At 59.3% G+C, this 26,679-nt stretch carries 19 protein-coding genes and 3 pseudogenes; 9 read left to right on the forward strand and 13 right to left on the reverse strand.

Features of this window, described 5'->3' with window-relative positions:
- The first annotated feature begins 135 nt into the window (after window positions 1-135).
- Window positions 136-621: a DUF805 domain-containing protein gene (locus DDE77_RS10670; RefSeq protein WP_108397454.1), complete on the forward strand. Its 486-nt coding sequence runs from the start codon at window positions 136-138 to the stop codon at window positions 619-621.
- A gap of 29 nt (window positions 622-650) precedes the next feature.
- Here DDE77_RS10670 and gyrA read toward each other — a convergent pair whose 3' ends face one another.
- Together gyrA and DDE77_RS10680 are read right to left on the reverse strand one after the other, a co-directional pair.
- Window positions 651-3,410: a DNA gyrase subunit A gene (gene gyrA / locus DDE77_RS10675; protein ID WP_281261300.1), complete on the reverse strand. Its 2,760-nt coding sequence runs from the start codon at window positions 3,408-3,410 to the stop codon at window positions 651-653.
- A gap of 237 nt (window positions 3,411-3,647) precedes the next feature.
- Window positions 3,648-4,052, reverse strand: a complete 405-nt coding sequence (locus DDE77_RS10680) for a winged helix-turn-helix transcriptional regulator (RefSeq protein WP_108397455.1) — start codon at window positions 4,050-4,052, stop codon at window positions 3,648-3,650.
- Between the two features lie 139 nt (window positions 4,053-4,191).
- On the opposite strand from DDE77_RS10680, the gene DDE77_RS10685 reads away from it, so the two are divergent.
- The 3 genes from DDE77_RS10685 to DDE77_RS10695 all read left to right on the forward strand — a co-directional run bounded on the left by DDE77_RS10685 (window position 4,192) and on the right by DDE77_RS10695 (window position 8,326).
- Window positions 4,192-5,076 carry an NAD(P)H-binding protein gene (locus DDE77_RS10685; RefSeq protein ID WP_108397456.1) on the forward strand — a complete coding sequence of 295 codons (885 nt, stop codon included), beginning with the start codon at window positions 4,192-4,194 and terminating at the stop codon, window positions 5,074-5,076.
- Window positions 5,077-5,225: 149 nt separating this feature from the next.
- Window positions 5,226-7,613, forward strand: a complete 2,388-nt coding sequence (locus DDE77_RS10690; protein ID WP_108397457.1) for an efflux RND transporter permease subunit — start codon at window positions 5,226-5,228, stop codon at window positions 7,611-7,613.
- A gap of 182 nt (window positions 7,614-7,795) precedes the next feature.
- Window positions 7,796-8,326 (forward strand): hypothetical protein, encoded by a 531-nt coding sequence (locus DDE77_RS10695; protein ID WP_108397458.1) that lies wholly within the window; start codon window positions 7,796-7,798, stop codon window positions 8,324-8,326.
- Between the two features lie 132 nt (window positions 8,327-8,458).
- On the opposite strand, the gene ssb is transcribed toward DDE77_RS10695, so the two are convergent.
- Window positions 8,459-8,971, reverse strand: coding sequence for a single-stranded DNA-binding protein (ssb, locus tag DDE77_RS10700; RefSeq protein ID WP_108397459.1), 513 nt, complete (start codon window positions 8,969-8,971; stop codon window positions 8,459-8,461).
- A 469-nt stretch (window positions 8,972-9,440) separates the two neighbouring features.
- Between ssb and uvrA the strand changes: the two genes are divergently transcribed.
- Complete coding sequence (uvrA, locus tag DDE77_RS10705) at window positions 9,441-12,335, forward strand: excinuclease ABC subunit UvrA (RefSeq protein ID WP_108397460.1); 2,895 nt, start codon at window positions 9,441-9,443, stop codon at window positions 12,333-12,335.
- A gap of 390 nt (window positions 12,336-12,725) precedes the next feature.
- Here the strand turns inward: uvrA and DDE77_RS10710 are convergent, their stop codons facing one another.
- Both DDE77_RS10710 and DDE77_RS10715 read right to left on the reverse strand, forming a co-directional pair.
- Window positions 12,726-13,133, reverse strand: a complete 408-nt coding sequence (locus DDE77_RS10710; protein ID WP_425430742.1) for a DUF2155 domain-containing protein — start codon at window positions 13,131-13,133, stop codon at window positions 12,726-12,728.
- Between the two features lie 11 nt (window positions 13,134-13,144).
- Complete coding sequence (locus tag DDE77_RS10715; RefSeq protein WP_108397461.1) at window positions 13,145-13,528, reverse strand: NADH:ubiquinone oxidoreductase subunit NDUFA12; 384 nt, start codon at window positions 13,526-13,528, stop codon at window positions 13,145-13,147.
- A gap of 701 nt (window positions 13,529-14,229) precedes the next feature.
- On the opposite strand from DDE77_RS10715, the gene DDE77_RS10720 reads away from it, so the two are divergent.
- Window positions 14,230-17,943 carry a vitamin B12-dependent ribonucleotide reductase gene (locus DDE77_RS10720; protein WP_108397462.1) on the forward strand — a complete coding sequence of 1,238 codons (3,714 nt, stop codon included), beginning with the start codon at window positions 14,230-14,232 and terminating at the stop codon, window positions 17,941-17,943.
- A 271-nt stretch (window positions 17,944-18,214) separates the two neighbouring features.
- On the opposite strand, the gene DDE77_RS10725 is transcribed toward DDE77_RS10720, so the two are convergent.
- Together DDE77_RS10725 and DDE77_RS10730 are read right to left on the reverse strand one after the other, a co-directional pair.
- Window positions 18,215-18,460 carry a hypothetical protein gene (locus tag DDE77_RS10725; RefSeq protein ID WP_170116503.1) on the reverse strand — a complete coding sequence of 82 codons (246 nt, stop codon included), beginning with the start codon at window positions 18,458-18,460 and terminating at the stop codon, window positions 18,215-18,217.
- Between the two features lie 277 nt (window positions 18,461-18,737).
- Window positions 18,738-19,130 carry a PepSY domain-containing protein gene (locus tag DDE77_RS10730; RefSeq protein ID WP_108397464.1) on the reverse strand — a complete coding sequence of 131 codons (393 nt, stop codon included), beginning with the start codon at window positions 19,128-19,130 and terminating at the stop codon, window positions 18,738-18,740.
- Window positions 19,131-19,462: 332 nt separating this feature from the next.
- On the opposite strand from DDE77_RS10730, the gene DDE77_RS10735 reads away from it, so the two are divergent.
- Both DDE77_RS10735 and DDE77_RS10740 read left to right on the forward strand, forming a co-directional pair.
- Window positions 19,463-20,041, forward strand: a complete 579-nt coding sequence (locus tag DDE77_RS10735; protein ID WP_108397554.1) for a carboxymuconolactone decarboxylase family protein — start codon at window positions 19,463-19,465, stop codon at window positions 20,039-20,041.
- A 273-nt stretch (window positions 20,042-20,314) separates the two neighbouring features.
- Window positions 20,315-20,464 (forward strand): annotated as a pseudogene (locus DDE77_RS10740) (VOC family protein); the annotation flags it as partial.
- A gap of 239 nt (window positions 20,465-20,703) precedes the next feature.
- Here the strand turns inward: DDE77_RS10740 and DDE77_RS10745 are convergent.
- Window positions 20,704-21,103, reverse strand: a pseudogene (locus tag DDE77_RS10745) (carboxyl transferase domain-containing protein); the annotation flags it as partial.
- Between DDE77_RS10745 and DDE77_RS10750 the strand changes: the two are divergent.
- Window positions 21,063-21,407: pseudogene (locus tag DDE77_RS10750) on the forward strand (tyrosine-type recombinase/integrase); the annotation flags it as partial. The pseudogenes DDE77_RS10745 and DDE77_RS10750 overlap by 41 nt on opposite strands.
- Window positions 21,408-21,680: 273 nt before the next feature.
- Here the strand turns inward: DDE77_RS10750 and DDE77_RS10755 are convergent.
- From DDE77_RS10755 to DDE77_RS10775, 5 genes are read right to left on the reverse strand one after another with little or no spacing between them, the layout of a single operon-like run.
- Window positions 21,681-22,292 (reverse strand): DJ-1/PfpI family protein, encoded by a 612-nt coding sequence (locus DDE77_RS10755; RefSeq protein ID WP_108397465.1) that lies wholly within the window; start codon window positions 22,290-22,292, stop codon window positions 21,681-21,683.
- Between the two features lie 59 nt (window positions 22,293-22,351).
- Entirely contained in the window at window positions 22,352-23,302 is a 951-nt protein-coding gene (locus DDE77_RS10760) for a substrate-binding domain-containing protein (protein WP_108397466.1), read from the reverse strand.
- A 52-nt stretch (window positions 23,303-23,354) separates the two neighbouring features.
- On the reverse strand, window positions 23,355-24,350 hold the full coding sequence (locus DDE77_RS10765; RefSeq protein ID WP_108397467.1) for an ABC transporter permease: 996 nt from the start codon (window positions 24,348-24,350) through the stop codon (window positions 23,355-23,357).
- A complete protein-coding gene (locus tag DDE77_RS10770) occupies window positions 24,347-25,912 on the reverse strand; it encodes a sugar ABC transporter ATP-binding protein (RefSeq protein ID WP_108397468.1) in 1,566 nt (521 codons plus the stop codon). Before DDE77_RS10770 ends, DDE77_RS10765 begins: the two co-directional genes overlap by 4 nt.
- Window positions 25,909-26,613 carry a GntR family transcriptional regulator gene (locus DDE77_RS10775; protein ID WP_108397555.1) on the reverse strand — a complete coding sequence of 235 codons (705 nt, stop codon included), beginning with the start codon at window positions 26,611-26,613 and terminating at the stop codon, window positions 25,909-25,911. The genes DDE77_RS10770 and DDE77_RS10775 overlap by 4 nt, the downstream gene beginning before the upstream one ends.
- Window positions 26,614-26,679: the final 66 nt, after the last annotated feature.

Genomic DNA, 26,679 nt, shown 5'->3' on the forward strand with positions numbered 1-26,679 from the left:
TTTGTCACGGGTAGCAGGCCGTGGCAAGCTGAGGGCGAGCATTAGCCCAATTGCTAAAATGCAAGATAATTGCAGCAGCGAAAAAACAGCTTTGCCAAGTAATTCTGGAAACAACTACATCCACAGGGGCAAAGGATGCGATCTTACCTCGACGGTATGCTGCGCTACTTCGAGATTTCAGGTACCAGCACACGGGCGCAATATTGGCTGTTCTTTGTGGTGCAGTCCATGATGACGGCTGCTGCGGTGGCGGGCGATGTTGCACTGGGCGGGTTTGATCCCGAGCGCCCTGCCCCGACGCTGACGCTGTTTGCAGCCCTTGTACATCTCGTACCCTCGGTGACGCTGCACATTCGCCGCCTGCACGATATCGGCCGGTCCGGGGCCTGGTATCTGTTGTTTTTCGTGCCGGTCTTCGGCCCCCTGGTCCTGCTATACTGGGCGTGCTTGCCCTCCAAAGGCGATGGCAATTATTATGACGAGCCTACACCCAGCAGGATCAAGCCAGCAGCGCCCAAGCGCTACATGACCATTCCCGAGGGTGTCCGGATGGGAAGCGGTGCGGCCAGGGCGATCAGCGGGCGTCCGAGCAGGCCACCTAGGGAAGGCCGGTTTATCTGAATGAAAAAGGGGCGCCGAGCGCCCCTTTTTTATTCTTCAGTCGCCGGTGGTGCCTCGGGCGCCTCTGGCGGTGGCAGCTCGTCTTCGTTCTCGGGCTCGCTGATGTGCTCGACGGAGACGACCTTTTCGCCTTCGGCGGTGTCAAAGACGATTACGCCTTGCGAGCCGCGCGACACGATGCGGATCGGCTTGTCGCCACCGACCGGTAGGCGAATGGTCTGCCCGCCATTGCTGATCAGCATGATCTGGTCATCGTCCGCCACGGGGAAGCTGGCGACCAGCTTGCCATTGCGCTTGTTGACCGCCATGGCCACAATGCCTTTGCCGCCGCGTCCGGTGATCCGGTATTCGTGGCTGGAGGTGCGCTTGCCATAACCGTTTTCCGACAGGGTCAGAATGAACTGCTCGGTGGCGCTCATCTGAGCATAGCGCTCCTGCGGCAGTTCGCCGGCGACAACATCGGCCTCATCGGAGCCCGCGTCGTCTTCGGCACCTTCACCGCGCACGGCACGACTCATCTTGAGGTAAGCGGCGCGTTCTTCGGCCGTCGCATCGGAGTGGTTGATGATGGCCATGGAGATGACGACGTCATCCTTGGCCAGCTGGATGCCGCGCACGCCCATGGAATCACGGCCCTTGAAGACGCGGACGTCATCGACCGGGAAGCGGATGGCCTGGCCCATGGCGGTGGTCAGGAGGACGTCGTCGTGGGCATTGGCAGTTTCGACGCCGACGATCTGGTCGCCCTCATCGAGCTTCATGGCAATTTTGCCGTTCTGGCGCACTTCGACGAAGTCAGCGAGCGAATTGCGGCGAACCGTGCCGCGTGTCGTCGCGAACATGATGTCGAGATTGGCCCAGCTAGCCTCGTCCTCGGGCAAGGGCATGATGGTGGTGATACGCTCGCCCTGTTCCAGGGGCAGGATATTGATCAACGCCTTGCCGCGCGAATTGGCCTGGGCCAACGGGAGGCGCCAAACCTTGAGCTTATAGGCGATGCCGCGGCTGGTGAAGAACAGAACGGGCGTGTGGGTATTGGCCACAAAGAGGCGGGACACGAAATCTTCGTCGCGCGTGGCCATGCCAGAGCGGCCCTTGCCGCCGCGGTTCTGCGCGCGATAGGTCGAAAGCGGTACCCGCTTGATGTAGCCCTCGTGCGACACAGTAACGACCATGTCCTCGCGAGCGATCAGGTCTTCATCGTCGAAGTCGCCGACTACGGCGGAAATCTCTGTGCGGCGCGGCGTTGCGAACTGGTCCTTGATCTCGGTGAGCTCGTTGCGGATGATTTCCACGACGCGTTCGCGCGAGCGCAGGATATCGAGATAGTCCTCGATCTCCTTGCCCAACCCGTTCAGTTCGTCACCGATTTCGTCGCGGCCAAGAGCGGTTAGGCGAGCCAGGCGCAGTTCGAGGATGGCGCGGGCTTGCTCTTCGGAGAGCATGAAGGTGCCGTCTTCGTTGATACGGTGGCGCGGATCATCGATCAGCTTGATCAATGGGGCGACGTCCTGCGCCGGCCAGTGACGCGTCATCAACTGCTCGCGGGCAGTCGCCGGATCGGGCGCCGTCCGGATCAGGGCGATGACTTCGTCGATATTGGCAACGGCAATGGCGAGGCCGACCAAGATGTGAGCGCGATCTCGGGCCTTATTGAGGAGGAACCGGGCACGGCGCGTAACCACTTCGTGGCGGAAATCGATGAAAGCCTGCAGCATTTCACGCAAATTCATCAGCTGCGGCTTGCCGCCATTGAGCGCAACAAAGTTGCAGCCGAAGGAGGATTGCAGCGCCGTGAAGCGATAAAGCTGGTTGAGAACGACGTCAGCCAGGGCGTCGCGCTTGATTTCGATGACGACGCGCATGCCCTCGCGCGAGGATTCGTCGCGCATGTCGGCGATGCCCTCGATGCGCTTGTCGCGCACTAGTTCGGCGATCTTTTCGACCATGGCGGCCTTGTTCACCTGATACGGCAGCTCGGTGATGACGAGAGCCTCGCGCTCCTTGCGGATCTCCTCGACAGCCACTCGACCGCGGACAAGGACGGAGCCGCGGCCCGTTTCATAGGCCTGGCGAATGCCGGCACGGCCCAAGATGATGCCGCCCGTTGGGAAGTCGGGGCCTGGCAGAGCTTCAAGCAATTGCTCGGCGGGTGTCTGTGGGTCATCAAGCAGCAGGAGCGCTGCGTCGATGGTTTCGCCGAGGTTGTGGGTCGGGATATTGGTCGCCATGCCAACGGCAATGCCGCCACCGCCATTCACCAGCATGTTCGGGAAGCGCGCGGGCAGAACCGTCGGTTCCTTTTCGGAGCCGTCATAGTTGTCCCGGAAATCCACCGTGTCCTTGTCGAGATCATCAAGGAGGGAGTTGGTGATGCGCTGCATGCGCACTTCGGTATAACGCATCGCCGCGGGCATATCGCCGTCGACCGAGCCGAAGTTCCCCTGCCCTTCCACAAGCATTTCGCCCATGGAGAAATCCTGCGCCATGCGCACAAGAGCCATATAGACGGCGCTATCGCCGTGGGGGTGATACTTACCGATCACGTCACCCACGACACGGGCGGATTTGCGATAGGGCTTGTTGTATTCGTAACCGTTCTCGCTCATCGAAAAGAGGATGCGGCGGTGAACGGGCTTGAGCCCGTCGCGCACATCCGGCAGTGCCCGGCTCACGATCACGCTCATGGCGTAATCGAGATAGGACTTGCGCATCTCGTCGGTGATGGAAATCGCTGAAATGTCGGATGGCGGCAGCGCGCCGTTGCCGTTGCTTGTCGTATCGCTCACTGGGGTGATTCTTGGTTGATTTGGTTAGCCGATATATAGGTGATCTCGGCCCAAATTGCTAATCTGGTGCTCATGGGCCCCTGTGTGGAGGCTGAGAGCCGCCCGGGCTCAGCGTCGGGGAGGCTTCATCCTGAGCTTGTGGAAGAACAAGACTGTGGCAGCACTGTCTCCCCTCGCTCTGCCGTATGGTTCCCCAGGCTCATCCTGAGGCCCTCGTTAGTGATTGAAGCCTAGCGGCTAAGCCGCGCTGTCAAAGGTTGTGCGAGCCTTGTTGATGTGCCCGTGGTTCTGGTTGGCCCAGGTCACGAGGTGGCCGAAGGGGATGATGATGGAGCGGCCGAGATCGGTCAGGCGGTATTCAACGGAAGGTGGCTTGGTGTCGAATACTTCGCGTTCCACCATGCCGTCGCGCTGCAGATCGCGCAAAGTTTGGGTCAGCATCTTTTGGGAAATGTCGGGCACCTCACGGCGCAGCTGATTGAAACGGCGGGGCCCGGAAGCAAGGGTCATGACCAGCAGCATGCTCCATTTGTCGGAAATCTTGTCGAGCACGTCGCGCACCGGGCAATTGCTGAGCGGCCCGCCTATTTTTTCGTTCCAGCACTGGACGACGGCGGATGCCTGATCGGTTTCGGACAACATGGGGTTACCTCCGGGTGCCTTTAGGCGGCGGAAGTGCCTCCTTTCGCCTGACGGCGAGTCTCTCTAGAAAGCACTCTCTAATCGAGACCTACTCTCCGGTGGCAACTACTGCAAGGAGGGTTTCACAGGAGAGTCAATCATGCCCGACTTCAAGGATCAGTCCCTGCTCGTAACCGGTGCCAGTGGCCACTTTGGCCGCATTGCTGTCGAGGAGCTTCTTGCTCGTGGCGCGACGAAGATCGTCGCGGGAACGCGCGAACCGGACAAGCTGGCCGACCTGCGGGACAGAGGCGTCGAAGTGCGGCGGGTTGATTTCGATGAGGCGGGGAGCCTTGCCCAGGCATTTGCGGGCATCGATCGCATGCTGATGGTCAGCACGGACGGGATCGGCAAGCGCATCGCCCAGCAGACGGCCGCGATTGATGCCGCTAAGGCCGTGGGTATAAAGCACATCATCTATACCTCTGCTCCGGCAGCGCGGCCCAATGCCGATGCCCGGACCATTCTTCAGGAACACTTTGCAACCGAACTGGCGATCGCCGGGAGCGGGCTCGACTTCACCATTTTGCGCAATCACATGTATGCCGAGAACAATCTGGCCGGTGTGGCGCAGATTGTAGCCTCAGGGCAGTTGTTCGGGCTCGTGGGGGATCGGGGTACGGCCTATGTGACGCGCGCCGATGCGGCCCGCACTGCAGCTGGTGCGCTGCTTCTTGCGAGTGGCAAAGCCATTGAGGACGTTACCGGACCTGCAGCCGTAACCAATACCGAGCGTACCGCGCTTTTATCCAAACTTAGCGGCAAGCCGGTGACCAGCATTGCCGTGACGCCTGATGAACTTGCCGCGGGCATGGTGGCCGCTGGACTGCCTGGGGATTTCGCTGATGTGCTCGTCGCATTTCAGATCGACGCAGTGCTGGGCTATCATGGTGTCGTCACCAACATTGTAGAGCGCTATTCAGGCCGCAAGCCGCATTCGCTCGCCAACTTTCTCGAAGACAATCGCTCTGCTTTGGTCAGCTGACGCTCACGCGGTCCCGGTCATCGTCGGGGCCGCGCCAGCGGGCAATCTTGCTACACAAGGGCGCAAACAGATGCGATCGCTGGACGCAGGGAGAGCAACACCGTAGAAATCGCGGCAATCTCGCATCTTCGTTCCGGAGTCGGTGGCCTTTGTCTGGTGGTTCCTTTTTCCAGCGCCTGTGGGCGCGATTTGCCTATGACCGGTCGATTGGCTTCGGGCTCGAATATATCGGGCTGACCACTTTGCGCTATCCGCGCCTGATCGCCATGGCGGTGCTCGTCGTGACGATCCTGGCGGCATCGCAGATGCCGCGAGCCAATGTGGATGGCGATTTGCTGCGGGTTTATGCCCATTCAGGTGAGCATTACGATGCCTATGAGGAGCTTTCCTCCACCTTCGGCACGTTCGAGAACGACATCTATGTGCTGGTCAACTCGCCGCGCCTGACTGAGCCCGAAACGCTGGAGCGCGTGCGCGAACTAGCGTTCGATCTGGAGCTCAACGACTATGCCGTGGGCACCATGTCGCCTTTCACCCTACGCAAGCCGGACGGCAATGGCGGCACCGTGCCGGCCGTGCCCGAGGGCATGGACAATTTCGGCGATGTTGCGCGTGCGCTTAGCGATCTGCAGCAGAACGATCCAATGATGCGCAACCTTATCACGCCCGATCTTTCGGGCGTGGTGCTGATCATGTTCCCCAACCAGGAACTGACCAAGGAGAATGGCACCAAGGCGATGATCGCGAGCCTGCGCGAAACCATTGCGCCTTACGAGGACGAGAACATCAGCATCGAGCTGACCGGCCCACCGGTGTGGTCGACCGAGATGCTTGGTGCTGCGGTTAATGATCAGGTCAAGTTCACCGTTTGGGGTTTCGGGCTCGGCTCGCTCCTGGCGCTGCTGGCGCTGCGCTCCATTGCCGGCGCGCTGTTGGTGGCGGCGACGCCGTTCCTGGCGGTGCTCTGGTCCATGGGTATCATCCTGCTGTTTTTCGGCTCGTTCTCCTTCCTCACCATTATCGTCACGACGCTGGTGCTGGTGATCTCCTTTGCAGAAGCCATGTTCTTTGTTTTCAACTGGCTGGCGTATTGGCGCGATGGGATGGAGCCCAACAAGGCGGTGGATGCCACCGTCAAGCTGGTGGGGCCCGCCTCGGCCCTGACCATGCTCACTACCTTTGTCAGCTTCGCCTCGCTCTCCCTGACGCCCGGCCAAGGCATTCGCGAGTTCTCGATTGCGGGTTCGATCGGCACGTTTTTGCTGTTTGTGTGCCTAATGACGTTCTTGCCGCTGCTGCTCAAGCTTGCCATTCGCCTTGGCTTCAAGCCGCCCAAGCGCTCCAGCTTGGTGCTAACGGCACCGCTGCCGATCGCCTGGTTCCTGGCCAGCCGGTTCGGCCGGCAGGTTTCCATTGCTGCCATAGCCGTGACGATCCTGCTTTTCATCCCCTATTTCCTGATCAAGCCCCATTTCTCGTTCCAGGATTTCGTGGCGAAGGACTCAACGGCGCTGACCGCTGCCGAGAGCATCGATGCGGGCGTGGGCGGCGTAGCCCCCTTCTATATCCGTGTGCCGCTGGTCGAGATGGACCCCAATGTGGGTCCAAGGGACTTCGAAACCGTGCGGGCGGTACACGAAATTGTCGAGAAGCACCTGGGGGAGAACAAGGTCATCTCGGCCGCGAGCCTCACCAATTATACCGAGAGCGGGTTCACCCGCGAAGAGGTGCTGGACGCCGTTGGTCCGTTTATGAAGCGGCGCTTCGTGACGGATGATGGCAGCCAGGCGCTGGTCACCGGTTTCATGCCAACCATCATCGACTCCGAAGATTTGCGCCAGCTAGTGACCGATATAGATGCGGACCTCAAGGCTGCGGGAGTCAGCCAGGCGCAGATCGGTGGCTTCCGCGTGCTGACCACTTTTGCCACGGACCAGATCGTCACCGGGCTGCAACTGGATCTGACCATTTCGGTGCTGGTCAATCTGGGCCTGATCGGGTTTGCATTCCAATCCTTCCGCGTGGCGCTGGCATCGGCCATTCCGAACCTCTTCCCGGTGCTGGGCACGGAAGCCTGGCTCTATTTCACCGGCCAGGGGCTGCAATTGACCACGGTTATCGCGCTTACGATCGCCTTCGGTATTGCGGTGGATGACACGGTGCACTTCCTGTCGCACTACCTCCATTCGCGCCGCGAAGAAGGCCGTCCGCACATGGAGGCGGTCAAGCACACGCTGGACCGGATCGGGGGCGCCATTGTCGCAACCACTATCATTCTTTGTTCCGGGGTCATCATCGTGACCTTCTCGGAACTGCCTCAGGTGGCACTGTTTGGCATGCTGTTTGTGTCCACCCTCGCCTTTGCGGTAGTTGGGGATCTGTTTATCCTGCCCGCTCTTCTGGCCGCTGGCGGCAAGTTCTTCCACCCGCTCGGCAATATTCGGGTGCGGACGGCCGACCATGAGGCGACGCCGGACGATCCTACGGGCGACACCCACACGGGCGATGCTCCCGATCCTGTTGTTGCAGGCAAGTAATGCGCGCAACATTGCTTGTCGCTCCCCGGCGCCATTGCTTAGATGAGCAGCGCTGATTCTCGTCTGGAGGGGCGGGGAACAAGCGATCAAATTGCTGCGTACTAGCCCGGCAGGCGAAGGGTTGTGGTATCGGGGTGGGCGGTATGTTGCCGAGGGGCATTTTTCGTTGGAGGCCTAGGGCCATGAGCTTTTTTGGACACCTGTCGCGCGCAGTTGCGGTGGCGGGCGTAGTTTTTGCGGCCGGTGGCAGTGTCGCTCCGGCCTTTGCCGCCCCGGCAGATGTGGCGCTGCTGAAATCCTATATTGGTGAATGGCGCGGGCGCGGCACGCTGGTTGGGGCCAATCGGGAAACGGTCGTATGCCGCTTGTCCCTGACGCAAGGCAATGCCGACAAGGTCAATTATAATGGCCGCTGTACGCTGGCGGGTAACCAGCTTTCAGTGGCCGGCACCATTGCCTATATCGAGGCAAGCAAGCGCTATGAAGCCGCCATGAGCTCTAATGCGACCTTTACCGGGACAGCCGTGGGCCAGAAGCGCGGCAGTGGCCTTGTCTTCAATCTGCGCGAACGCGATCAGGACGAAGAGGGCAAGGACCTCAACATCTCGGCCCAGATCAGCCTGCGCGACGACGACATCGGCGTCGTGTTCGAAGTGGTGTATGTGGAAACCGGCGATAATTTGCGCGCCGAAGTTCCGTTCACGCGGCAATAGTTAGCGCTGCTGCTTCAGGCTTTCTAGCCTGAAGCTTGGCTGCCTGAAAGCAACCAGTCTCTTCAAATAGCTTAGTTTCATAGACACGTGGGGACGCCGAAGCGCCCCCGCAATATGGCTGTCAGCGAAGCCTCAGAACGGGATATCATCGTCCATCCCGCCAGGCTCGAAGGCCGGAGCGTTGGCAGAGGGACGACGTCCGCCACCAGCACCACCGTTGTCGCGCGCGCCTCGGAAGCCGCCGCTTTCATTGCCGTAGCCGCCGCCGCTAGAGGCGCCGTCATTGTCACCACCTCGGCCATCCAGCAGGGTGAGATTGCTGTTGAAGCCCTGCAGCACGATTTCGGTGGAATATTTGTCCTGGCCAGACTGGTCCTGCCATTTGCGGGTCTGAAGCTGGCCCTCGATGTAGACCTTGCTACCCTTGCGCAGATAGCTTTCTGCCACACGGGTCAGACCTTCGGAAAATATAACGACACGGTGCCATTCGGTTTTTTCGCGCCGCTCGCCCGTGTTCCTGTCTTTCCAGCTCTCCGAAGTGGCAATGGACAGGTTCACCACCTTGCCTCCACTCGGGAGATTGCGCACTTCTGGATCGGCACCCAGATTGCCGACCAGGATCACCTTGTTCACACTGCCTGCCATAGCGTCTTCCTTTGAATTCAGTTTGCTGGGCAATGGCCCCACGCAAACGCTCACTTACATAGCGGCTGCACTTTACGCCGCCGTCCGGTTCGATGCTTGTGTGATATGAGGTTGTGAACAGGACTTGCGTTCACCCTATGTTCGCGATAGCGGTGAGTCAAGGCGGCGGAAAAGCTGGTACTGCTGACACGGATTGTCAGGAGCCCTACCCCAATCAACAGCTGCCTAGGGTATGGCGCCGGTGCAAATGGTAACTTGACTCGGTGCAGACTTGTTCCGCTTATGTTCCCGGTGTAGAGTCGTACTGCCCACAGGTGTAACGTAACGGGAAAATGACGAGCTGCCGGGCCGCCATGCATCGGGGCTGCTTGCGGCGTGAGCGGGTGATGCCTATTTGTGTGGCCTTCCCGACAAGCTATCGACTTTGTCGCGGCGCCTGCTTTCGGCGCCTGAGCCATGGACTGAAATAATGACTGCCAAACCCAGCCAGAACCGTGAACTCGTCGTCCGTGGCGCACGTGAACATAATCTCAAGGGCATCGACATTCGCCTGCCGCGCGACTCCCTTATCGTGATGACGGGTCTGTCGGGCTCCGGTAAATCTTCGCTGGCGTTCGACACCATCTATGCCGAAGGGCAGCGACGCTATGTGGAGTCGCTCTCCGCCTATGCGCGTCAGTTCCTTGAGATGATGCAGAAGCCCGATGTGGAGCATATCGAGGGGCTATCCCCTGCGATCTCCATTGAGCAGAAGACCACGGGCCGCAATCCGCGCTCCACCGTGGGTACGGTAACGGAGATCTACGACTATCTGCGTCTTTTATTTGCTCGCGTAGGCGTCCCCTACTCGCCCGCAACTGGGCTGCCAATCGAGTCGCAGACCGTGTCGCAGATGGTCGACAAAGTGCTTGAAATGCCGGAGGGCACGCGCCTTTACTTGCTGGCGCCGATCGCGCGCGGCCGCAAGGGTGAGTACAAGAAGGAATTGGCCGATCTGATGCGCAAGGGGTTCCAGCGCGTCAAGATCGACGGTGAATACCACGAGATCGAGGACGCACCTGCGCTCGACAAGAAGTTCAAGCACGACATCGAAGTGGTCGTGGATCGCGTGGTGGTCGGGCCCGACATATCCGGCCGTCTGGCCGAGAGTTTCGAGACGGCGCTGAAGCTTGCCGATGGCATTGCGCTGGTCGAGTTCGCGGATCAGAAGAACGAGGACGGCACTCCCGTTCAAGTCACATTCTCCGAGAAGTTCGCCTGCCCGGTTTCAGGCTTCACCATTGCCGAGGTGGAGCCGCGCCTATTTTCGTTCAACAACCCGTTCGGCGCCTGCCCAGTCTGTGATGGGCTCGGAACCGAGCAGAAGATCGACCCGGACCAGGTCGTGCCCGACCCCACCCTATCCATACGCGACGGTGCGGTCTTGCCCTGGGCCAAGACATCGGCGCCTTATTACCAGCAGACCTTGCAGGCCGTGGTGAAGCAATATGGCGCTTCCACGGGCACAGCTTGGAACGAGTTGCCCTTTGAAGTGCAGCACGCGGTGCTGTTCGGCACAGGCAAGACGCAGGTCGACTTCGTTTATGACGACGGTCTGCGGCAGTACAAGACCACAAAGGCATTTGAAGGCGTGATCGGCAACCTTGAGCGGCGCTACAAGGAAACCGAAAGCGCGGGCATGCGCGAGGAGATCGAGAAGTACATGTCGGCCAAGCCCTGCGTGGCCTGCGGCGGCTACCGGCTCAAGCCCGAGGCCCTCGCGGTCAAAATCGACGGGCTGCACATCGGGCACGTAACCGAAAAGTCGATCCGCAATACGGCAGAGTGGTTTGCTCAATTGCCGGCCAAGTTCACGCCGAACCAGAAGCTGATCGGCGAGCGCATCCTTAAGGAAATCAACGAGCGGCTGAAGTTCCTGATCGATGTGGGGCTAGACTACCTCTCCATGTCACGCAATTCAGGCACGCTTTCGGGCGGTGAATCCCAGCGTATTCGTTTGGCGAGCCAGATCGGCTCGGGGCTTACGGGGGTGCTCTATGTGCTCGATGAGCCCTCAATCGGTTTGCATCAGCGTGACAATGCGCGCCTGCTCGAAACCCTGCAGCGGCTGCGAGACATCGGTAACACCGTTATCGTCGTGGAGCACGACGAGGATGCCATATTGACGGCGGACTATGTGGTGGACATCGGCCCGGGTGCGGGTGTGCATGGCGGTCATATCGTGGCCGAGGGCACACCGGAGCAAATCCTGAACCATCCGGATTCGCTGACGGGCAAATACCTATCCGGGCGGATGGGCATTCCGCTGCCGAGCGAGCGGCGGCAGGGCAAGATTGGCAAGGCGCTCAGCATCAAGGGCGCGACAGGCAACAATCTCAAGAATGTGTCGGTGGATGTGCCGCTTGGCATGTTCGTGGCAATTACCGGTGTGTCCGGTGGCGGCAAGTCGACCTTGATGATCGACACTATGTACCAGGCGATCGCCCGGCGGCTGAACGGCGCGCGCGTGGTTCCTGCCCCTCATGAATCGCTGACGGGGCTTGAGTTCCTCGACAAGGTCATCGACATCGACCAATCACCGATTGGCCGTACCCCGCGGTCGAACCCTGCGACCTATACGGGCGCCTTTACGCCGCTGCGCGAGTGGTTCGCTGGCCTGCCAGAAGCAAAAACCCGCGGTTATGGGCCGGGGCGGTTCAGCTTCAACGTCAAGGGCGGGCGCTGCGAGAAGTGCGAAGGCGACGGTGTGCTCAAGATCGAGATGCACTTCCTGCCCGACGTTTATGTCACCTGCGATGTATGCAAGGGCAAGCGCTACAACCGCGAAACGCTTGAGGTACAGTTCAAGGGCAAGTCCATTTCGGACGTGCTCGACATGACCATCGATGAGGCTGTGGACTTCTTCTCGGCCGTGCCCACGATCCGCGACAAGTTCCTGACCCTGCAGCGCGTGGGCTTGGGCTATGTGAAGGTGGGACAGCCGGCCAATACCTTGTCGGGTGGTGAGGCGCAGCGAGTGAAGCTCTCCAAGGAGTTGAGCAAGCGAGCAACTGGCCGGACGCTCTACATGCTGGACGAGCCCACGACGGGGCTACATTTTCACGACGTGGCAAAGCTGCTCGAAGTGCTGCAGGAACTTGTCGAAGGCGGCAACACAGTGATCGTGATCGAGCATAATCTCGAAGTCATCAAGACGGCCGATTGGGTGATCGATCTTGGGCCCGAGGGCGGTGACAATGGCGGCGAAGTGGTTGCCATCGGAAGGCCGGAAGATGTGGCGGCCAATCCGCGGTCCTATACGGGCAAGTTCTTGAAGGAAGTAATGGAGCGTCGGCCGCATTATGCGACGAGGGCAGCGGAGTAGCCGGCGCTCCACAAACACCATGCTATCGTGGCTCACTGATCTTGGGCTTATGAAAGGACGAGGGAGTGGCGCGCAGTACTCCACTCGCGCGACCTCGCGGTTCGACAGGCTCACCATGAGGTCTCAGGAAGGTCGAGTTACAAGTCGCGCTTTTGGGGTGATCGTAGGGGCGCCGTAGGTCGCGAGGCCACCAAGGTTGAGGCTTATAGGGTAATCTTTCTATCACCCTGCGGAAGGCGATTGCCTTCACCCCAGCAGCTCTCATCCTGAGCCCCTTGAATGAAGAGGGCATAGCTCGATCCTACACCACTCAACCTCTCGGTTCGACAATCTCACCGTGAAATTCCTAGGCTTTAGGCGGTGTTGCGCGCGCGGTCGGCGCGGGGTCTGCTAGCGCGCGTCCGGTGGAGGCACGTCCGTGCTGGTTTTGCATTCAATAAGCCATACATCATAGACCGCGTGGTCCACGGCGTTGAGCGCCGGGCTGTCGGCAAACATCCAGCCGGTGAAGATGCGCTTGGAAGTGCCGGTGAGGCTGCGCTGATCGACTTCCAGGAAAGAAGAAACTCGCTGGGTTACGGTAGGCGGGCGGCTGTAGCAGGCGCGAGGGGTGATCTCCAGGGCGCCGAACAGGACGGTTTCATCGATGTAGACGTCAAAACGCGTGATGCGCCCCGTGATCTTGTCGAGCCCAGCAAAGGTCGCCACCGGATTGGCGATGGGCTGCGCCCAGGCGGGCGCCGCACAGCAGAGCACGGCCGCTAAAGATAGCAGCTTGAGGAACCGGAAGACGGGCAATGCGTCTGCCCTTATTCGGGTGACCAGGCTTCGTAGTCGCCGGTCACGCGTGGGCGCTCGCCCTTGTTGAGGAGGCTCCCCTCGGGGCGATAAGCCTGCGCCGTGCCAGTCAGATTGCGCTCGCGGGGCTTTTCCCAAGCACGTGGCACATATTTATCCTGGGTGGGGATCACATCCGTGCGGTGGTGGATCCAACCATGCCAGCCCGTGCCAATCGTGGATGCGTCAGCGTCGCCTGCATAGGTGACGTAGCGACGGTTGCGCTTCTTGTCCTGGTAGTAGCGGTTGCCGTTTTCGTCGGTGCCGACGAACTCGCCAAAGCGCCAGATCCACAGCCGCGTGCCCCAGGTTTGGCCGCTCCACCAGGAGAAGATTTCTGTAAGGAACTGCTTCATACCAGTCTTGGCCAATTGTCGATTCCGCTGTCGAACTCACGATCTGCGGGGGGTTTAGCACGTGAGCGCACATGAGCCTAGGCCTAAGTGCCCGCCACAGGGGCTATGAACACCAAGGTTTCCTTAACGCTTCGGCCAAGGCTTGCTCGACTCCGCCCCTGCCTGTTTGGTGGACTGCAAGGATGGCTCGCCAACTGCTCGCTGGCTGCGTAGTTGTAGGCGTTATCCACACGCCCCAAGAAGAGAAAATTATTTCAGGGCAATGCTCCCCAAAATTTCTCTGATTGACAATCCTCGAATCGGATTAGCGCATTGACTTCATTAAGGTCTTGGAATGGCCATCGGAGCGCTGGAAATCCTTTAGTGACACGCCGGTGACGGGAACCCTCAAACCTGTTGATGAATGCTTAAGAGCAGCCTAGGAAGGAAGTCCTAGCTGGCTCATATTGGTATTAACCGGCATCAAAGCCGCGGAATTCTTACCATTTGTAGGGGTAAGTAGCGTGCAAAGACACTAGCCCTAGTGGTTTTGCAGCACTATATTGGGTTAGGGACCTGCACGCTTTACCGGGGTCAAAGATGAGAAAAAGGAATCTCGTCTCGCCTGTGCCAGAATAGGTCAGATTGCTCGCCGCGCAGTTCGGCGCATTGTTAGCTCAAGCCCAGATGGGCATCGCCTCTACAGTTCAGGATTCTTTCCTATGCGCATTGAACGTCGTTTCACGTCCGCCGACCAGGACCGTTACGCCACTATCGAGTTCCGCTCGGCCACCAGCGAAATCCGCAATCCCGATGGCTCGGTGGTGTTCAAGCTCGAAGACATTGCCGTGCCCGCCACCTGGTCGCAGGTAGCTGCCGACATCATCGCGCAGAAATATTTCCGCAAGGCTGGCGTCGCCAAGGCGCTCAAGAAGGTGGAAGAGAACTCGGTTCCTTCCTGGCTGTGGCGCTCCGTGCCCGACGAGGCGGAACTGGCCAAGCTGCCCGAGGGCGAGCGCTATGGCTCGGAAATGGATTCGCGCCAGGTGTTTGATCGCCTGGCCGGCACCTGGACCTATTGGGGCTGGAAGGGCGGCTATTTCGTCTCAGAAGAAGACGCCCTCGCCTTCCGCGATGAACTTGCCTTCATGCTGGCAACGCAGCGCGTGGCGCCGAACTCGCCGCAATGGTTCAACACGGGGCTGCACTGGGCCTATGGCATTGATGGCCCCGGCCAGGGCCACTTCTATGTCGACCCCTTCACCCATAAGCTGGTGTCGTCCAAGAGCTCCTACGAGCATCCCCAGCCGCATGCCTGCTTCATCCAGTCGGTGAATGACGATCTCGTCAACGAGAACGGCATCATGGACCTTTGGGTGCGCGAGGCGCGCCTGTTCAAGTACGGTTCGGGCACGGGCACCAATTTCTCGGCCCTGCGCGGCTCGGGCGAAAAGCTCTCTGGCGGCGGCAAGTCGTCGGGCCTGATGAGCTTCCTCAAGATCGGCGACCGTGCTGCCGGGGCGATCAAGTCGGGCGGCACGACGCGTCGTGCGGCCAAGATGGTGGTGCTCGATATCGACCATCCCGACGTTGAGGAATACATCAACTGGAAGGTCAAGGAAGAGCAGAAGGTCGCGGCGCTCGTGACCGGTTCCAAGGTCGTTTCCAAGCACCTCAAGGCCATCATGAAGGCCGCCGTGAACTGCGAAGGTTCGGGCGACGATTGCTTTGACGTGGCCAAGAACCCGGCTCTCAAGCGTGAAGTGCGCGCCGCCAAGAAGGCGCTGGTGCCGGAGAACTACATCTTCCGCGTGATCCAGTTCGCCAAGCAGGGCTATACCGACATCGAGTTCCCGGTCTACGACACCGATTGGGACAGTGAGGCCTACCTCACCGTTTCGGGCCAGAACTCCAACAATTCAGTCCGCGTCACTGACGACTTCCTGCGCGCCGTCGAAAACGACAGCGATTGGGATCTCAAGGCGCGTTCCAATGGCAAAGTGACCAAGACGCTCAAGGCGCGCGATCTTTGGGAACAGGTTGGTTACGCAGCATGGGCTTCAGCCGATCCCGGCATCCAGTACCACACGACGATCAATGAGTGGCATACCTCGCCCGAAGCCGGTCCAATCAATGCGTCGAACCCCTGCTCGGAATACATGTTCCTTGACGATACGGCGTGCAACCTCGCTTCGGTGAACTTGCTGCCCTATCGCAACCAGGATGGCTCGTTCAACACGGCTGCTTATGAGCACACGGTACGCCTCTGGACGGTCGTGCTCGAAATCTCGGTGATGATGGCGCAGTTCCCATCCAAGGCGATTGCAGAGCGCTCGTTCGAATATCGCACCCTGGGCATCGGCTACGCCAATATCGGCGGCTTCCTGATGACCTCGGGCATTCCCTATGACTCGGCCGAGGGCCGCGCCATTGCGGGCGCCGTGACGGCCATCATGACCGGCGTTTCCTATGCGACGTCGGCTGAGATGGCTAGGGAACTTGGGCCATTCAAGGATTACAAGCGCAACGCCAAGCACATGCTGCGCGTGATCCGGAACCATCGCAATGCCGCCCATGGCAATGCGCAGGGCTATGAGGGGCTGTCCATCAATCCGGTGCCGCTGGACCACGGTTCGCTGATAGATGCAAACCTCAGCGAACGCGCCAAGGTCGCGTGGGACAATGCGCTCGCCCTAGGCGAAAAGCACGGTTATCGTAACGCACAGGTTTCCGTTATCGCGCCGACCGGCACGATCGGCCTTGTCATGGATTGCGACACGACCGGCATCGAGCCCGACTTTGCACTGGTAAAGTTCAAGAAGCTCGCCGGTGGTGGTTACTTCAAGATCATCAACCGTGCCGTTCCCCCTGCCCTGCGCACGCTGGGCTATTCGGAATCGCAGATCGCCGAAATGGAAGCCTATGCGGTGGGCCATGGCAATTTGAACCAGGCACCGGGCATCAACCCTTCGACGCTGCGCGCCAAGGGCTTTACGGACGACAAGATCGAGGCGCTCAACAAGGGCATGGCTTCGGCTTTCGACATCAAGTTCGTGTTCAACCAGTGGACACTAGGTGCCGACTTCCTGAAGTCCCTCGGTGTCACTGACGAACAGCTCAATGACTTCTCGTTCGAGCTGCTGCCGTTCCTTGGTTTCTCCAAGAAGGACATCGAGGCCGCCAATATCCATGTTTGCGGCGCCATGACGCTGGAAGGCGCCCCACACCTTCGGGAAGAGCACCTGCCGGTGTTCGACTGCGCCACGCCATGCGGCAAGATCGGCAAGCGCTACCTGTCGGTGGAGTCACACATCCTGATGATGGCTGCCGCCCAGCCCTTCATCTCGGGCGCGATCAGCAAGACCATCAACATGCCCAACGACGCAACCGTGGAAGAAGCCAAGGAAGCCTACATGCTGTCCTGGCGCCTGGCGCTCAAGGCCAACGCGCTTTACCGCGATGGCTCCAAGCTTTCCCAGCCGCTCAATTCGTCCGTCTTGGCTGCGGCCGATGACGAGGATGAGGATGATCATGTCGAAGCGCTCAATGCCATGCCCGTGGATGCCCGCGTGCCGGTGGTTGCCGAAAAGATCGTGGAGCGGATCGTCGAACGTGTGCGTGAGCGCGAAAAGATGCCCGACCGCCGCAAGGGATATACCCAGAAGGCGATCGTTGGCGGCCACAAGGTCTATGTGCGTACCGGCGAATATGACGATGGTCGCCTGGGCGAGATCTTCATCGACATGCACAAGGAAGGCGCTGCCTTCCGCGCCATGATGAACAATTTCGCCATCGCGATCTCGCTGGGTCTGCAGTATGGCGTGCCGCTGGACGAATATGTGGAGGCATTCACCTTCACGCGCTTCGAGCCCGCCGGCATGGTCATGGGCAATGACCGGATCAAGAACGCGACGTCGATCCTCGACTACGTGTTCCGCGAACTGGCCGTATCCTATCTAGACCGGGATGACCTCGCCCATGTGGCTCCGGCTTCACCAACCTCCCTGTCGGGCGGTGTTACCGAGGAGCAGGCTGCGCGCACGGCTTCCCCGTCGACCCCTGCCCCGGTTCCTGCCGAGCGCTTCGTGTCTCGCGGCATGACGCGCGGCCGGGTGGCTAACAAGTCGCTGATGATCGTCTCGGGCGATCACCAGTACACTCCGCCCCAGGCTGCCAGCACCTCTACTGTAACAGCGCTGCGCACAGCCACGGCGCTCAAGCAAGAGCCCCAACTCGCCCCGGCGGCTTTCCCGGCTGCCGAGCTCAACCCCATCCCCAGCCCACCAACGGCAAAGGACGCGGGGCTCCTCAGGGCCGAAGCTCAGATGAAGGGCTACACGGGCGACCAGTGCACCGAGTGCCATAACTTCACGATGGTGCGGAACGGAACGTGCTTGAAGTGCGACACGTGCGGGACGACGACGGGGTGCTCTTGAGTATTCCGAGTTGATGTGATCGCCCCATAAGGATGGTCAAAAGTCTGATTTGTGCGCACTCAAAGTCGCTGTCAGTTCGCCTCAAAAGTTAGTTGAACAAAAAAGCCCCGGGAAACTGGGGCTTTTTCATCATACCATCGGCTAGAGTTGTCTCTGGAGCACTCGCAGCTTCGGCGTTCTCTTTGCGCCTCATCCCGTCGTTCAGCCAAGCAACTGTTTCACCTAGAAGCGGACGCAGGCAGCTCGCGAATGCTGGCCAAGAAGCATGCCCCTAGGCAAGCGTTGCAGTAAGCGACCGCAATTTCTGAGCATCCTGGCTGGGTGCGGCACCAAAGTACCGGCAATACTCGCGGCTAAACTGAGAAGCGCTGTCGTAACCAACTTTGAAGCCTACACCCGTGACGTCGTTGGGATGGCTGGCCTGCGTCATGGCCTCGACGCCGAAGGTGTTGGTGTTGAACACCCTGGTTTCCAAACCATAGCCCGAAGAGCTGCCGGTGATCATAACGGTCTTCATGGTGTATTCCTTTGATGTGGTGCGATCCCCTGATCGCCTCGACACCATCTAAGCTCCCCGCTTGACCCCAACGTTATCATCAAACTCCCAATCACTTGCACGATCCTACTTCAAAGCGGAGCTAAGTTGATGTGCCGAAAGTTGTTCAGCCGGTATTGCGGCACTGGGGGGCTAAGTCCTTGCTGTCGATCAGAGGATGGGCGAACGCATTGGACGACCTGGATCTCTTGCGAGACCTCAGGCCGTCCAGATGATGCGAGACGAGATGAACGTCGGCTTAAAAGGCTGAGGAGGAGTTGGAGCCATCGTCGTCACTATCGAGCAGAGAGCGGGCAGACTCATCGGCCCAGCGAGCCAGACTAGCAGGCTGAACTTCAATCACATCGAGACGTGATGCAACGGCAGGCGCATGGGTAAGTGGGCGCAGAGTGTCCTTGTTCAGGTATAATACGCGATTGGCACCATTCTCGTCGCTGATATGGACGATGATCTTGTCGCCCCAGGCTTCAACGCGGTCTGCGTTGATACCGTGGTGTTCGGCCAGATTAGCAGTGATCGCCGCAACTGAGCGGCCGTGGATGTTGGGATCTTCTTCCGAGTTTTCAGATGCGGCAGCTGCAGAGGACAACAGAACAAGAGCGATAGAGGTGGCAGTGACGTTGCGGAACATGGTGTCTTTCCTTTGAGGTTGTTTCGGCGTTAGTTGTTCGCCGATGACCTCACTTGACCACCGCGGGCGTCTTTACCGTTAGGGCAATACTCCTGGCAAGTTGCACGATCCTACAAAGATCCGGAAGTTGAGAGTAGTCCTGTGCTCTGCCTGGGAGAAAGAGTATAGACAGCCTCGCGCCCCATTGCAGCCGTTCGAGTACTCTCAAGAAGATCCCGGCAGCAGACGTGCTGTTCAGAAGAAAACGTGTGGACTAATCCGATTGGCACCTCTTTCCATAGGAACTCAGCAGAGCGAGTATCTCTGCAACGCACACGCGGTGGGAGATGGCGATGTTTGTACGGACTGTGGAGCCGACCGAGGCTGAGGGTGAGATAGCCTTGATCTATGCCAATGAAGTGGCATCGATGGGACGGGTCATGCAGGCAACCCAATGCTGGTCAGCTAGACCTGATATCTTGTCGCCTGTCGAGAATTTGCTGCATCGAATAAGAGACGGGTTTTCTCTGGGGCTCGTCAACTTTCGCCTGATAACCCTGATCGTGGCCAAGCATGTGCCCTCAAGCTATTGCTCTCACGTCTACTTCAAGGCGTTGTCGGGTATGATTGAGCGCGAACAGACACTGGCTGTGCACCGGAACTACCGTAATGCCGGGCTCACTAACCAGCAAGTTGCCATGCTAGCCTATGCCGAGCAGATCACGGTGGACGCCTCGCGCATCACCCAAGCGGATATCGACGCGCTTCGTGCCGTAGGTCTTACTGACCTTAACATCGCGGACATTGCGCTAGCCTCCTCCTTCCGGAACTTCCTTAGCCGTTATTTCGACGCCATTGGAGCTGTGGCTGAGCCCGAATTTTTGGATGATGATCCGAGCGTTCGCAGTGAATTGTCGGTGGGTGGTTACTAGCCAAAAGGGTCTTCTGCCATGCGCCCCATCCTTGCTGCTCAGACTTCAGTAGCTCGGCATTCAAAAGCAGACTTCCCCTGCTTGATCTTGTGTGGGCTGGGGGCCGTTAGCAGCCAATCCGCAATTCCCTCAATCACCCGTTCTGCGACCTCAACGAATCCCAAGGCCGGACAACGACGATGATGTAACTTGTCGCTCTTCGAACTTGGTGAAAACTGGTGTTTTTCCCAGCGGTCTGGCATCAACATCAGCCGTCCACCGTCGGAGAAGAAAATGTTCACACACGTCATGGTTGGCAGCAACAACCTTGAGCGAGCTCGGATCTTCTATGACGCAACTTTCTTAGCGTTGAAAGGAAGCCGCGGCGAGATGGATGCAGGCGGCAGGCTGGTCTACAGCCATGATGGCATTCGCCTCATGATGAAGCCACGGGTGTACAGTTGATTCCAACGTAGGCCGAAGGGTGCGGCCCTCGGCACATCCAGCGCACAAAGGAATGGAAGCTTCCAGCTGGAATGCGCCCCATTCACGCCGTTTCTCCACCCGCAACGATTTCCTGAAAGCTGCCCGTCCGTCGACGTTGTGGCAAACTAGAGTTACACAACCTAGCGACAACGTCCCAACGCGGAAGATATCTGCCGCAAGGAAAAGCTCCTCGGGTTCACTAGGATCTGCGGGATGGCGCCCGAAGCCTGCACGTTTCGCCAAAATACATGGTATAGCCACCCAGCGACGCCACGCCCTCCTTAATGCGCGCACCGCCATTGTCATCAATTTCAATCACGGGCACGCAGGTCCGGACGGCCGGATCCATGACCCCTCGGATCTCTTCGGCCCGAGTTTTTCCGACGGCAAGCCGCCGAAGACGGTGAAATTTTGGAAGACGTTTACCAGCTGCCCTTCGACAGTGCCCTAGACGGTCACCACGCCATCGCCGGGGATCAGCGTTTCGCCAATCAACTTGCCCTTGGCGTGCTGGGTCGATGCGCTTGCCCGCCTCGCAGTCCCGCTCCGGCCGACAATCTGGTCCCGATCGATGGTGATCCAGCAGAAGACGGGCAGACCTGTTCAGTTTTAGATCACCTTAGACACAAGAGCTAGCCTGCTTACCTGGCTTGAGAGACGACGCGGCACGGTCGATGACTTCGCGTTTCCGAGCCGCGTCAACGCTGATCGCCACCTGAGCACGCGTCAATATGCGCGGCTGGTTGACGAACGGGTCACTGCCATCGGTCTGACACCGCAGGAATATGGCACCCATACCCTGCGCCGAACCAAGGCGTCGATCATCTACAAGGCCACGTGGAACCTTCATGCTATTCAGATACTGCTCGGGCATAGCAAGATCGAGAACACGGTGCGGTAACGGGGTGTCCATGTAGACGATGCACTCTCGCTATCTGAAGCAACGGAGATCTGAACGACGCGGCTTTGTCCAGTTCAGGCAGAGCCGCCAACGCCCCCTACCCTGCCCTTCACAGGCGAGTCCTGTCCGTAAGAACGGGCTAGTTAGCGGACTGTCTGCTCTTCGCACTGAAGTCGGAGTAGCTGACTCACGCCCGGAGGCAACCCTTGCTTTTAATATCCAGCAGGCTCTGGCACATGGCCGGCGGTTGGGGGCCGGCCATGCTGATGACCCTTAGGCCGCTTTTTCGTTGATGTCGTCGCTGTGGCGGATTTCGGTCCCGAGGACCTTCAAGCACTCGCGGATGAAAGCAGCCAGAGCAGTCCAGCCCTTCGCCGAAACCATGGTGCCATCCACATAGGCTTCGGTAGGCGAGAGATCGATATAGGTTCCGCCCGCAAGCGTTACCTCGGGCTCACATGCGCCAAGCGCCGCAACTTTCTTGCCACGCACCACGCCATCGACGGCAACCAGGATCTGCACGCCATGGCAGATAGTGAAAATCGGCTTTTTGGCTTCGTGGAAGTGGCGCACCATCTCCTGCACGCGCTTGTCCGTGCGGATATATTCAGGGCCGCGGCCGCCCGCAGCGTAGACGGCGTGATATTCGTCGACCCGAACTTCGCTGAAGGTTTTGTTGATCAGGGCATAGTGCCCCATCTTCTCGGTATAGGTCTGGTGGCCTTCAAAATCGTGCAGCGATGTCGCAATAACCTCGCCAGCCTTTTTGTCGGGGCACACGACGTGAACGGTGTGACCGACCGCTTCCATCGCCTGCTGGTAGACGAAAATCTCGTATTCTTCGGTGAACTCACCGCAAAGCATGAGGATCTTTTTGCCGGGCATTTTAGGGTCTCCAAAACAAAGCAAGGGTGGACCGCGCCTGGGCGCGGCCCATTAGGCAATCAGAACGGAGAGTCTGGGAAGTAGTATTCTTCAGCGTTTTCCTGGGTGATCAAGGGCGCGTCGAGCTTGACGGTGCCACGAACCGGCGCCTGGCCGTTGAACTGGGCAGCGGTCATGTAGATCGCCGTCTTGATCATGGATGGTGGGTAAGGTGTTTCGATCGGGGTCATGGGATCGCCAGCCATGACCTTCTCGATAATTTCCTTCATGCCATTGCCGCCTAGAGCATACTTGATCTCGGTGCGGCCGGACTGCTCGATGGCTTCCAGAACGCCCAGAAGCATATCGTCATCATTGGCCCAGACCGCGTCGATATGCGGATACTTTGCCAAATAGTCCTGCATCAGGCTGAAAGCCTCGTCGCTGTTCCAATTGGCATACTGGATATCGAGAACGTTGATATCGCTCCCTTCGAGCCCCTCCTGAAAGCCCTGGATGCGCTCGTCGTCGATCACGGTGGGAATGCCGCGCAGCACCACAACGTCACCCTTGCCGCCAAGCTTGTCCACGAGGAACTTCGCGGTGGTGGAACCCACTGCAATGTTGTCGCCGGCAACGTAAAGATCCTGGATTTCTGGGTCGGTCAGGCCACGGTCGACCACGGTGATGAAGGTGCCTGCGTCAGCCACTGACTGCACCGGACCCGTCAATTCGTCAGACGAAAACGGCAGGATAACGAGGGCATCGAGATCGCCAGAGGCGGTGAGGTCCTCCAGCGCGCTCACCTGTGCCGAAGCCGAGGGTGATGTCTTCACAACCACTTCGATGTTCGGGAAAGCAGCCTGGATCTCTTCGGCGGCCTTCTGGGCGTGGTAGACAACGCCACCCGTCCAGCCATGTGTGGCCGCGGGAACGGAAACGGCGATGACCTTCTTGTCCTGAGCAAAGGCCGGCACCGCAACCAGAACGCTCGAGAGCGCCACAGCGGCCAACAGATTTCGTTTTAGCATTCAATTTCCTCCCAGAAATGGACCTGAAGATTGTGCAGGCCGTGAGGTCCAGTCACGGCTGCTTGGAGAACCTCTGCACGAGCATGGCAATGATGATGATGACGCCTTGCACCGCGGCGACGAGGTATTCGGAGATGAAGTTGGACAGCACCATGAGGTTGGCGATCATCTCGAGGATGACAGCGCCCGCAACCGTGCCCCAGATGCGCCCCTTGCCGCCACGAAGGGCCGTGCCACCGATAACGACGGCCGTAATCACCTGCAGCTCCCACAGCTGACCGGTTGTGGGGGTAGCGGCGCCAAGGCGCGGCACATAGCAGATTGCGGCAATGGCAACGCAGATGCCCTGGATAACGAAGGCTAGGGTGCGAACCCGACCAACGGAAATACCGGAGAAGCGCGCGACGTCCTCGTTTGCGCCGACGGCAGCACAGCGGCGACCGAACTTGGTTTTGTAGAGAATAAAGGCGCCGATCAATGCGACAACAATGGACACCAGGATCGGGATTGGGAAGCCAATGAAATTGCCATAATAGACTGGGCGAAATGGCTCGCGCAGGCTGCGGTCCAGGGGGATATTGCCACCGTCAGACATGAAGGTAATGAGGGCACGGAAAATGCCCATCGTGCCAAGGGTCACGATAAAGGGCTCGATCTTGCCCACGGTGACGATCAGGCCGTTGAACAGGCCGGCAAGAGCGCCGACACACAACACCAACGCCATGCCGGCGATAATCGCATTGGCCCCCATGCTGGGCACGAGGCTGTTCATGAACATGATCATGATGCCGGTGACGAAAGCCGTCATCGAACCGACCGACAGGTCCAGCCCACCGGAAGAAATAACGAAGGTCGCACCCACGGCAATAATGGCGATAAAGGCCGAGCGGGTTACGACATTGGTGATGTTGGTCGCCGAAAGAAAATCGGGATTGATCAACACACCCGCCACGGCAAGGATGACCAGCGCCACGAAGGGACCGATATCAACCCAGTTGATGCGCTGGAGCAGCGGCTCTCGCACAGGCGGTGCGGTGATATCGGTCATTGCAATTCTCCTCCTGCCACGGCTTTTGCTTTGCCGCTTGTTGCTGCCAGAACGACTGCTTCCTCGGTGATTTCTTCCCCCGAGAACTCGGCAACGATGCTGCCCGCGCGCATCACGAGGATGCGGTCACAGAGCCCCACCAATTCCTGCAGTTCCGACGAGATCACGATGCAGGCCTTGCCCGCGCGGATCAGCGCATCGATGAATGAATAGATCTGGCTCTTGTTGCCGATATCGATGCCCCTGGTGGGCTCATCGATGATGACGACCTTTGGATCGAGCATCATGATCTTGGCAAGGAGCAGTTTTTGCTGGTTACCGCCGGACAATTGGCCAGCTTCCAGGCGCTTGCTGCGGACTCGGATGTCGTATTCGCCCACGGCGCGGTCTAGCTCGCCAGTCTCAAGCTTTCGTTCGATATAGGGCTTGCGATAAATTCTTGAGAGCGCCGTCAGAACCAAGTTCGGTGCCAGGCGCTCGCGCAGCAGCAGCCCTTTCCCCTTGCGATCCTCAGTAAGATAGCCAATGCCGGCCTCGACACCATCCGCAACGGAACGAATGCGCACGGCCTTGCCGTCGACACGCACCTGGGCGACCTTCGCAGGACGAAGACCCAAGAGGCCCTCAAAAAGTTCGGTCCGCCCTGCCCCGATCATGCCGCCAAGGCCAAGCACTTCGCCTGTCCGCGCGACAAGCGAGGCATCGGCAACATAGCCGGGAACGCTGAGATGTTCGATCTCCAGGATCGGCGGCTGAGTGGAAGTCCCACGCTTGGGCGGATAAAGCATGGAGAGCTCGCGCCCGACCATCAGCCGAGCCATGTCTTCCTGCGCTAGCGCTGAAGCCTCATAGGTCCCGATCATCTTGCCATCGCGAAGCACCGTGATGCGGTCGGCCAGCGCCTCTACCTCGTTGAGACGGTGGGAGATATAAAGCACCGCCACGCCGCGATCGCGCAGGCTGCGCACGATGCGAAGCAGCGTGTCCACTTCCGTGGTGGTGAGGACGGCGGTTGGTTCGTCGAAGATCACTAGGCGATGATCCTCAAGAAGCGCACGAGCAATCTGCACTAATTGGCGTTGTGCAATCGGGAGGCGTCCAACAAGGTCGCGCGGCGATGCTGTGCAACCCAGCTCCCGCAAGCGCTCTGCAGCGATCCGCTCCATGGCCCGGTCATCGACAACGCCATTACGCGTCTGCTCGCGACCAAGAAACAGGTTTTCCGTGACGGTCAGCCCATCGGCCAAGAGAATTTCCTGGTGCACCAGCGCAATGCCGGCATGCTCCGCCTCGGTCGGCTTGGAGAACGAAACCTCATTTCCACCCAGCTGGATGGTGCCTGCTGTCGGCCGCACATGGCCCGAAATCAGCCGCATCAATGTCGACTTCCCCGCACCATTTTCGCCGATGATGGCGTGGATCTCCCCCGCGCAGATATCGAGATTGACATCCGACAGAACGGTCACGGAGCCATAGGCCTTGCTCAGCCCCGACAGCCGCATCAAGGGGCTCGCGGCTCCAGTTTCCGGAGCAGGCTCGACCATCAGCTCGGCCGCGCTCATTCGTCGAACACCGGCAGAAGGCGATCGCGAGAGCGTTCGATGTGTACACGCATGGCCTTTTCGGCCGCGGCAGCGTCACGCGCTTCAAAAGCGCTGACGATAGCCTCATGTTCGGCCAGCGCTTCCTCGGTCACGCGCGAATGGAACATCAGGCGGAAAATATGGAAGTGCACATGCTGGTGGTTGAGCGTGTCGCGGATCAGCTCATTGCCAGCCACCTTCATGATCATGTCGTGGAACACGGCGTCCTGGCGAGCAAATTGGGAGTAGCGCGCCCGCTCGTCACCCGACTTCGCGCGGCGGGCCATGACACCCGCAGCTTCGGTGAGCTCGGCCACTGTTTCCCCATCCAGCCGGGCAACGGCACGTCGCGCTGCATCGGGCTCGAGCAGCAGACGCAGCTCATAAAGATCAGCAAATTGCTTGGCGGTGATCTGCGGAGCGGCGCTGTAGCCAACCAGATGCGTCTTGTTGACGAGCCCCTCTGCCTCTAGGCGGCTGAGCGCTTCACGAATTGGCGTCTGCGACACCCGCAACTCGCGCGCAAGGTTATCAACGGTGATTCGAGAACCCGGCGCAATCTTAAGCGCCATAAGCTGGGAGAACACCGTTTCATAGACTTCGGTGGCAAGGCTGTGGCGCTGGATTGCCGACACCGGTTCAGCGCTGGTGCTCTGTGCTGTCGGAAGCTCTTTGGCCATCTTTTCCTCTTGACAATAACCATTGGCTAACACGATGTTCGCAGCCATGCAATACGATATCGTATA

It is taken from the genome of Devosia submarina (genome assembly GCF_003056345.1).
Classification (GTDB): Bacteria; Pseudomonadota; Alphaproteobacteria; order Rhizobiales; family Devosiaceae; genus Devosia; species Devosia submarina.

Coding starts and splice junctions, on each gene's coding strand:
- DDE77_RS10670 (WP_108397454.1), top strand. CDS start 136: ATGCGATCTTACCTCGACGGTATGCTGCGCTACTTCGAGATTTCAGGT.
- DDE77_RS10680 (WP_108397455.1), bottom strand. CDS start 4,052: ATGTTGTCCGAAACCGATCAGGCATCCGCCGTCGTCCAGTGCTGGAAC.
- DDE77_RS10685 (WP_108397456.1), top strand. CDS start 4,192: ATGCCCGACTTCAAGGATCAGTCCCTGCTCGTAACCGGTGCCAGTGGC.
- DDE77_RS10695 (WP_108397458.1), top strand. CDS start 7,796: ATGAGCTTTTTTGGACACCTGTCGCGCGCAGTTGCGGTGGCGGGCGTA.
- ssb (WP_108397459.1), bottom strand. CDS start 8,971: ATGGCAGGCAGTGTGAACAAGGTGATCCTGGTCGGCAATCTGGGTGCC.
- uvrA (WP_108397460.1), top strand. CDS start 9,441: ATGACTGCCAAACCCAGCCAGAACCGTGAACTCGTCGTCCGTGGCGCA.
- DDE77_RS10715 (WP_108397461.1), bottom strand. CDS start 13,528: ATGAAGCAGTTCCTTACAGAAATCTTCTCCTGGTGGAGCGGCCAAACC.
- DDE77_RS10720 (WP_108397462.1), top strand. CDS start 14,230: ATGCGCATTGAACGTCGTTTCACGTCCGCCGACCAGGACCGTTACGCC.
- DDE77_RS10725 (WP_170116503.1), bottom strand. CDS start 18,460: ATGAAGACCGTTATGATCACCGGCAGCTCTTCGGGCTATGGTTTGGAA.
- DDE77_RS10730 (WP_108397464.1), bottom strand. CDS start 19,130: ATGTTCCGCAACGTCACTGCCACCTCTATCGCTCTTGTTCTGTTGTCC.
- DDE77_RS10735 (WP_108397554.1), top strand. CDS start 19,463: ATGTTTGTACGGACTGTGGAGCCGACCGAGGCTGAGGGTGAGATAGCC.
- DDE77_RS10755 (WP_108397465.1), bottom strand. CDS start 22,292: ATGCCCGGCAAAAAGATCCTCATGCTTTGCGGTGAGTTCACCGAAGAA.
- DDE77_RS10760 (WP_108397466.1), bottom strand. CDS start 23,302: ATGCTAAAACGAAATCTGTTGGCCGCTGTGGCGCTCTCGAGCGTTCTG.
- DDE77_RS10765 (WP_108397467.1), bottom strand. CDS start 24,350: ATGACCGATATCACCGCACCGCCTGTGCGAGAGCCGCTGCTCCAGCGC.
- DDE77_RS10770 (WP_108397468.1), bottom strand. CDS start 25,912: ATGAGCGCGGCCGAGCTGATGGTCGAGCCTGCTCCGGAAACTGGAGCC.
- DDE77_RS10775 (WP_108397555.1), bottom strand. CDS start 26,613: ATGGCCAAAGAGCTTCCGACAGCACAGAGCACCAGCGCTGAACCGGTG.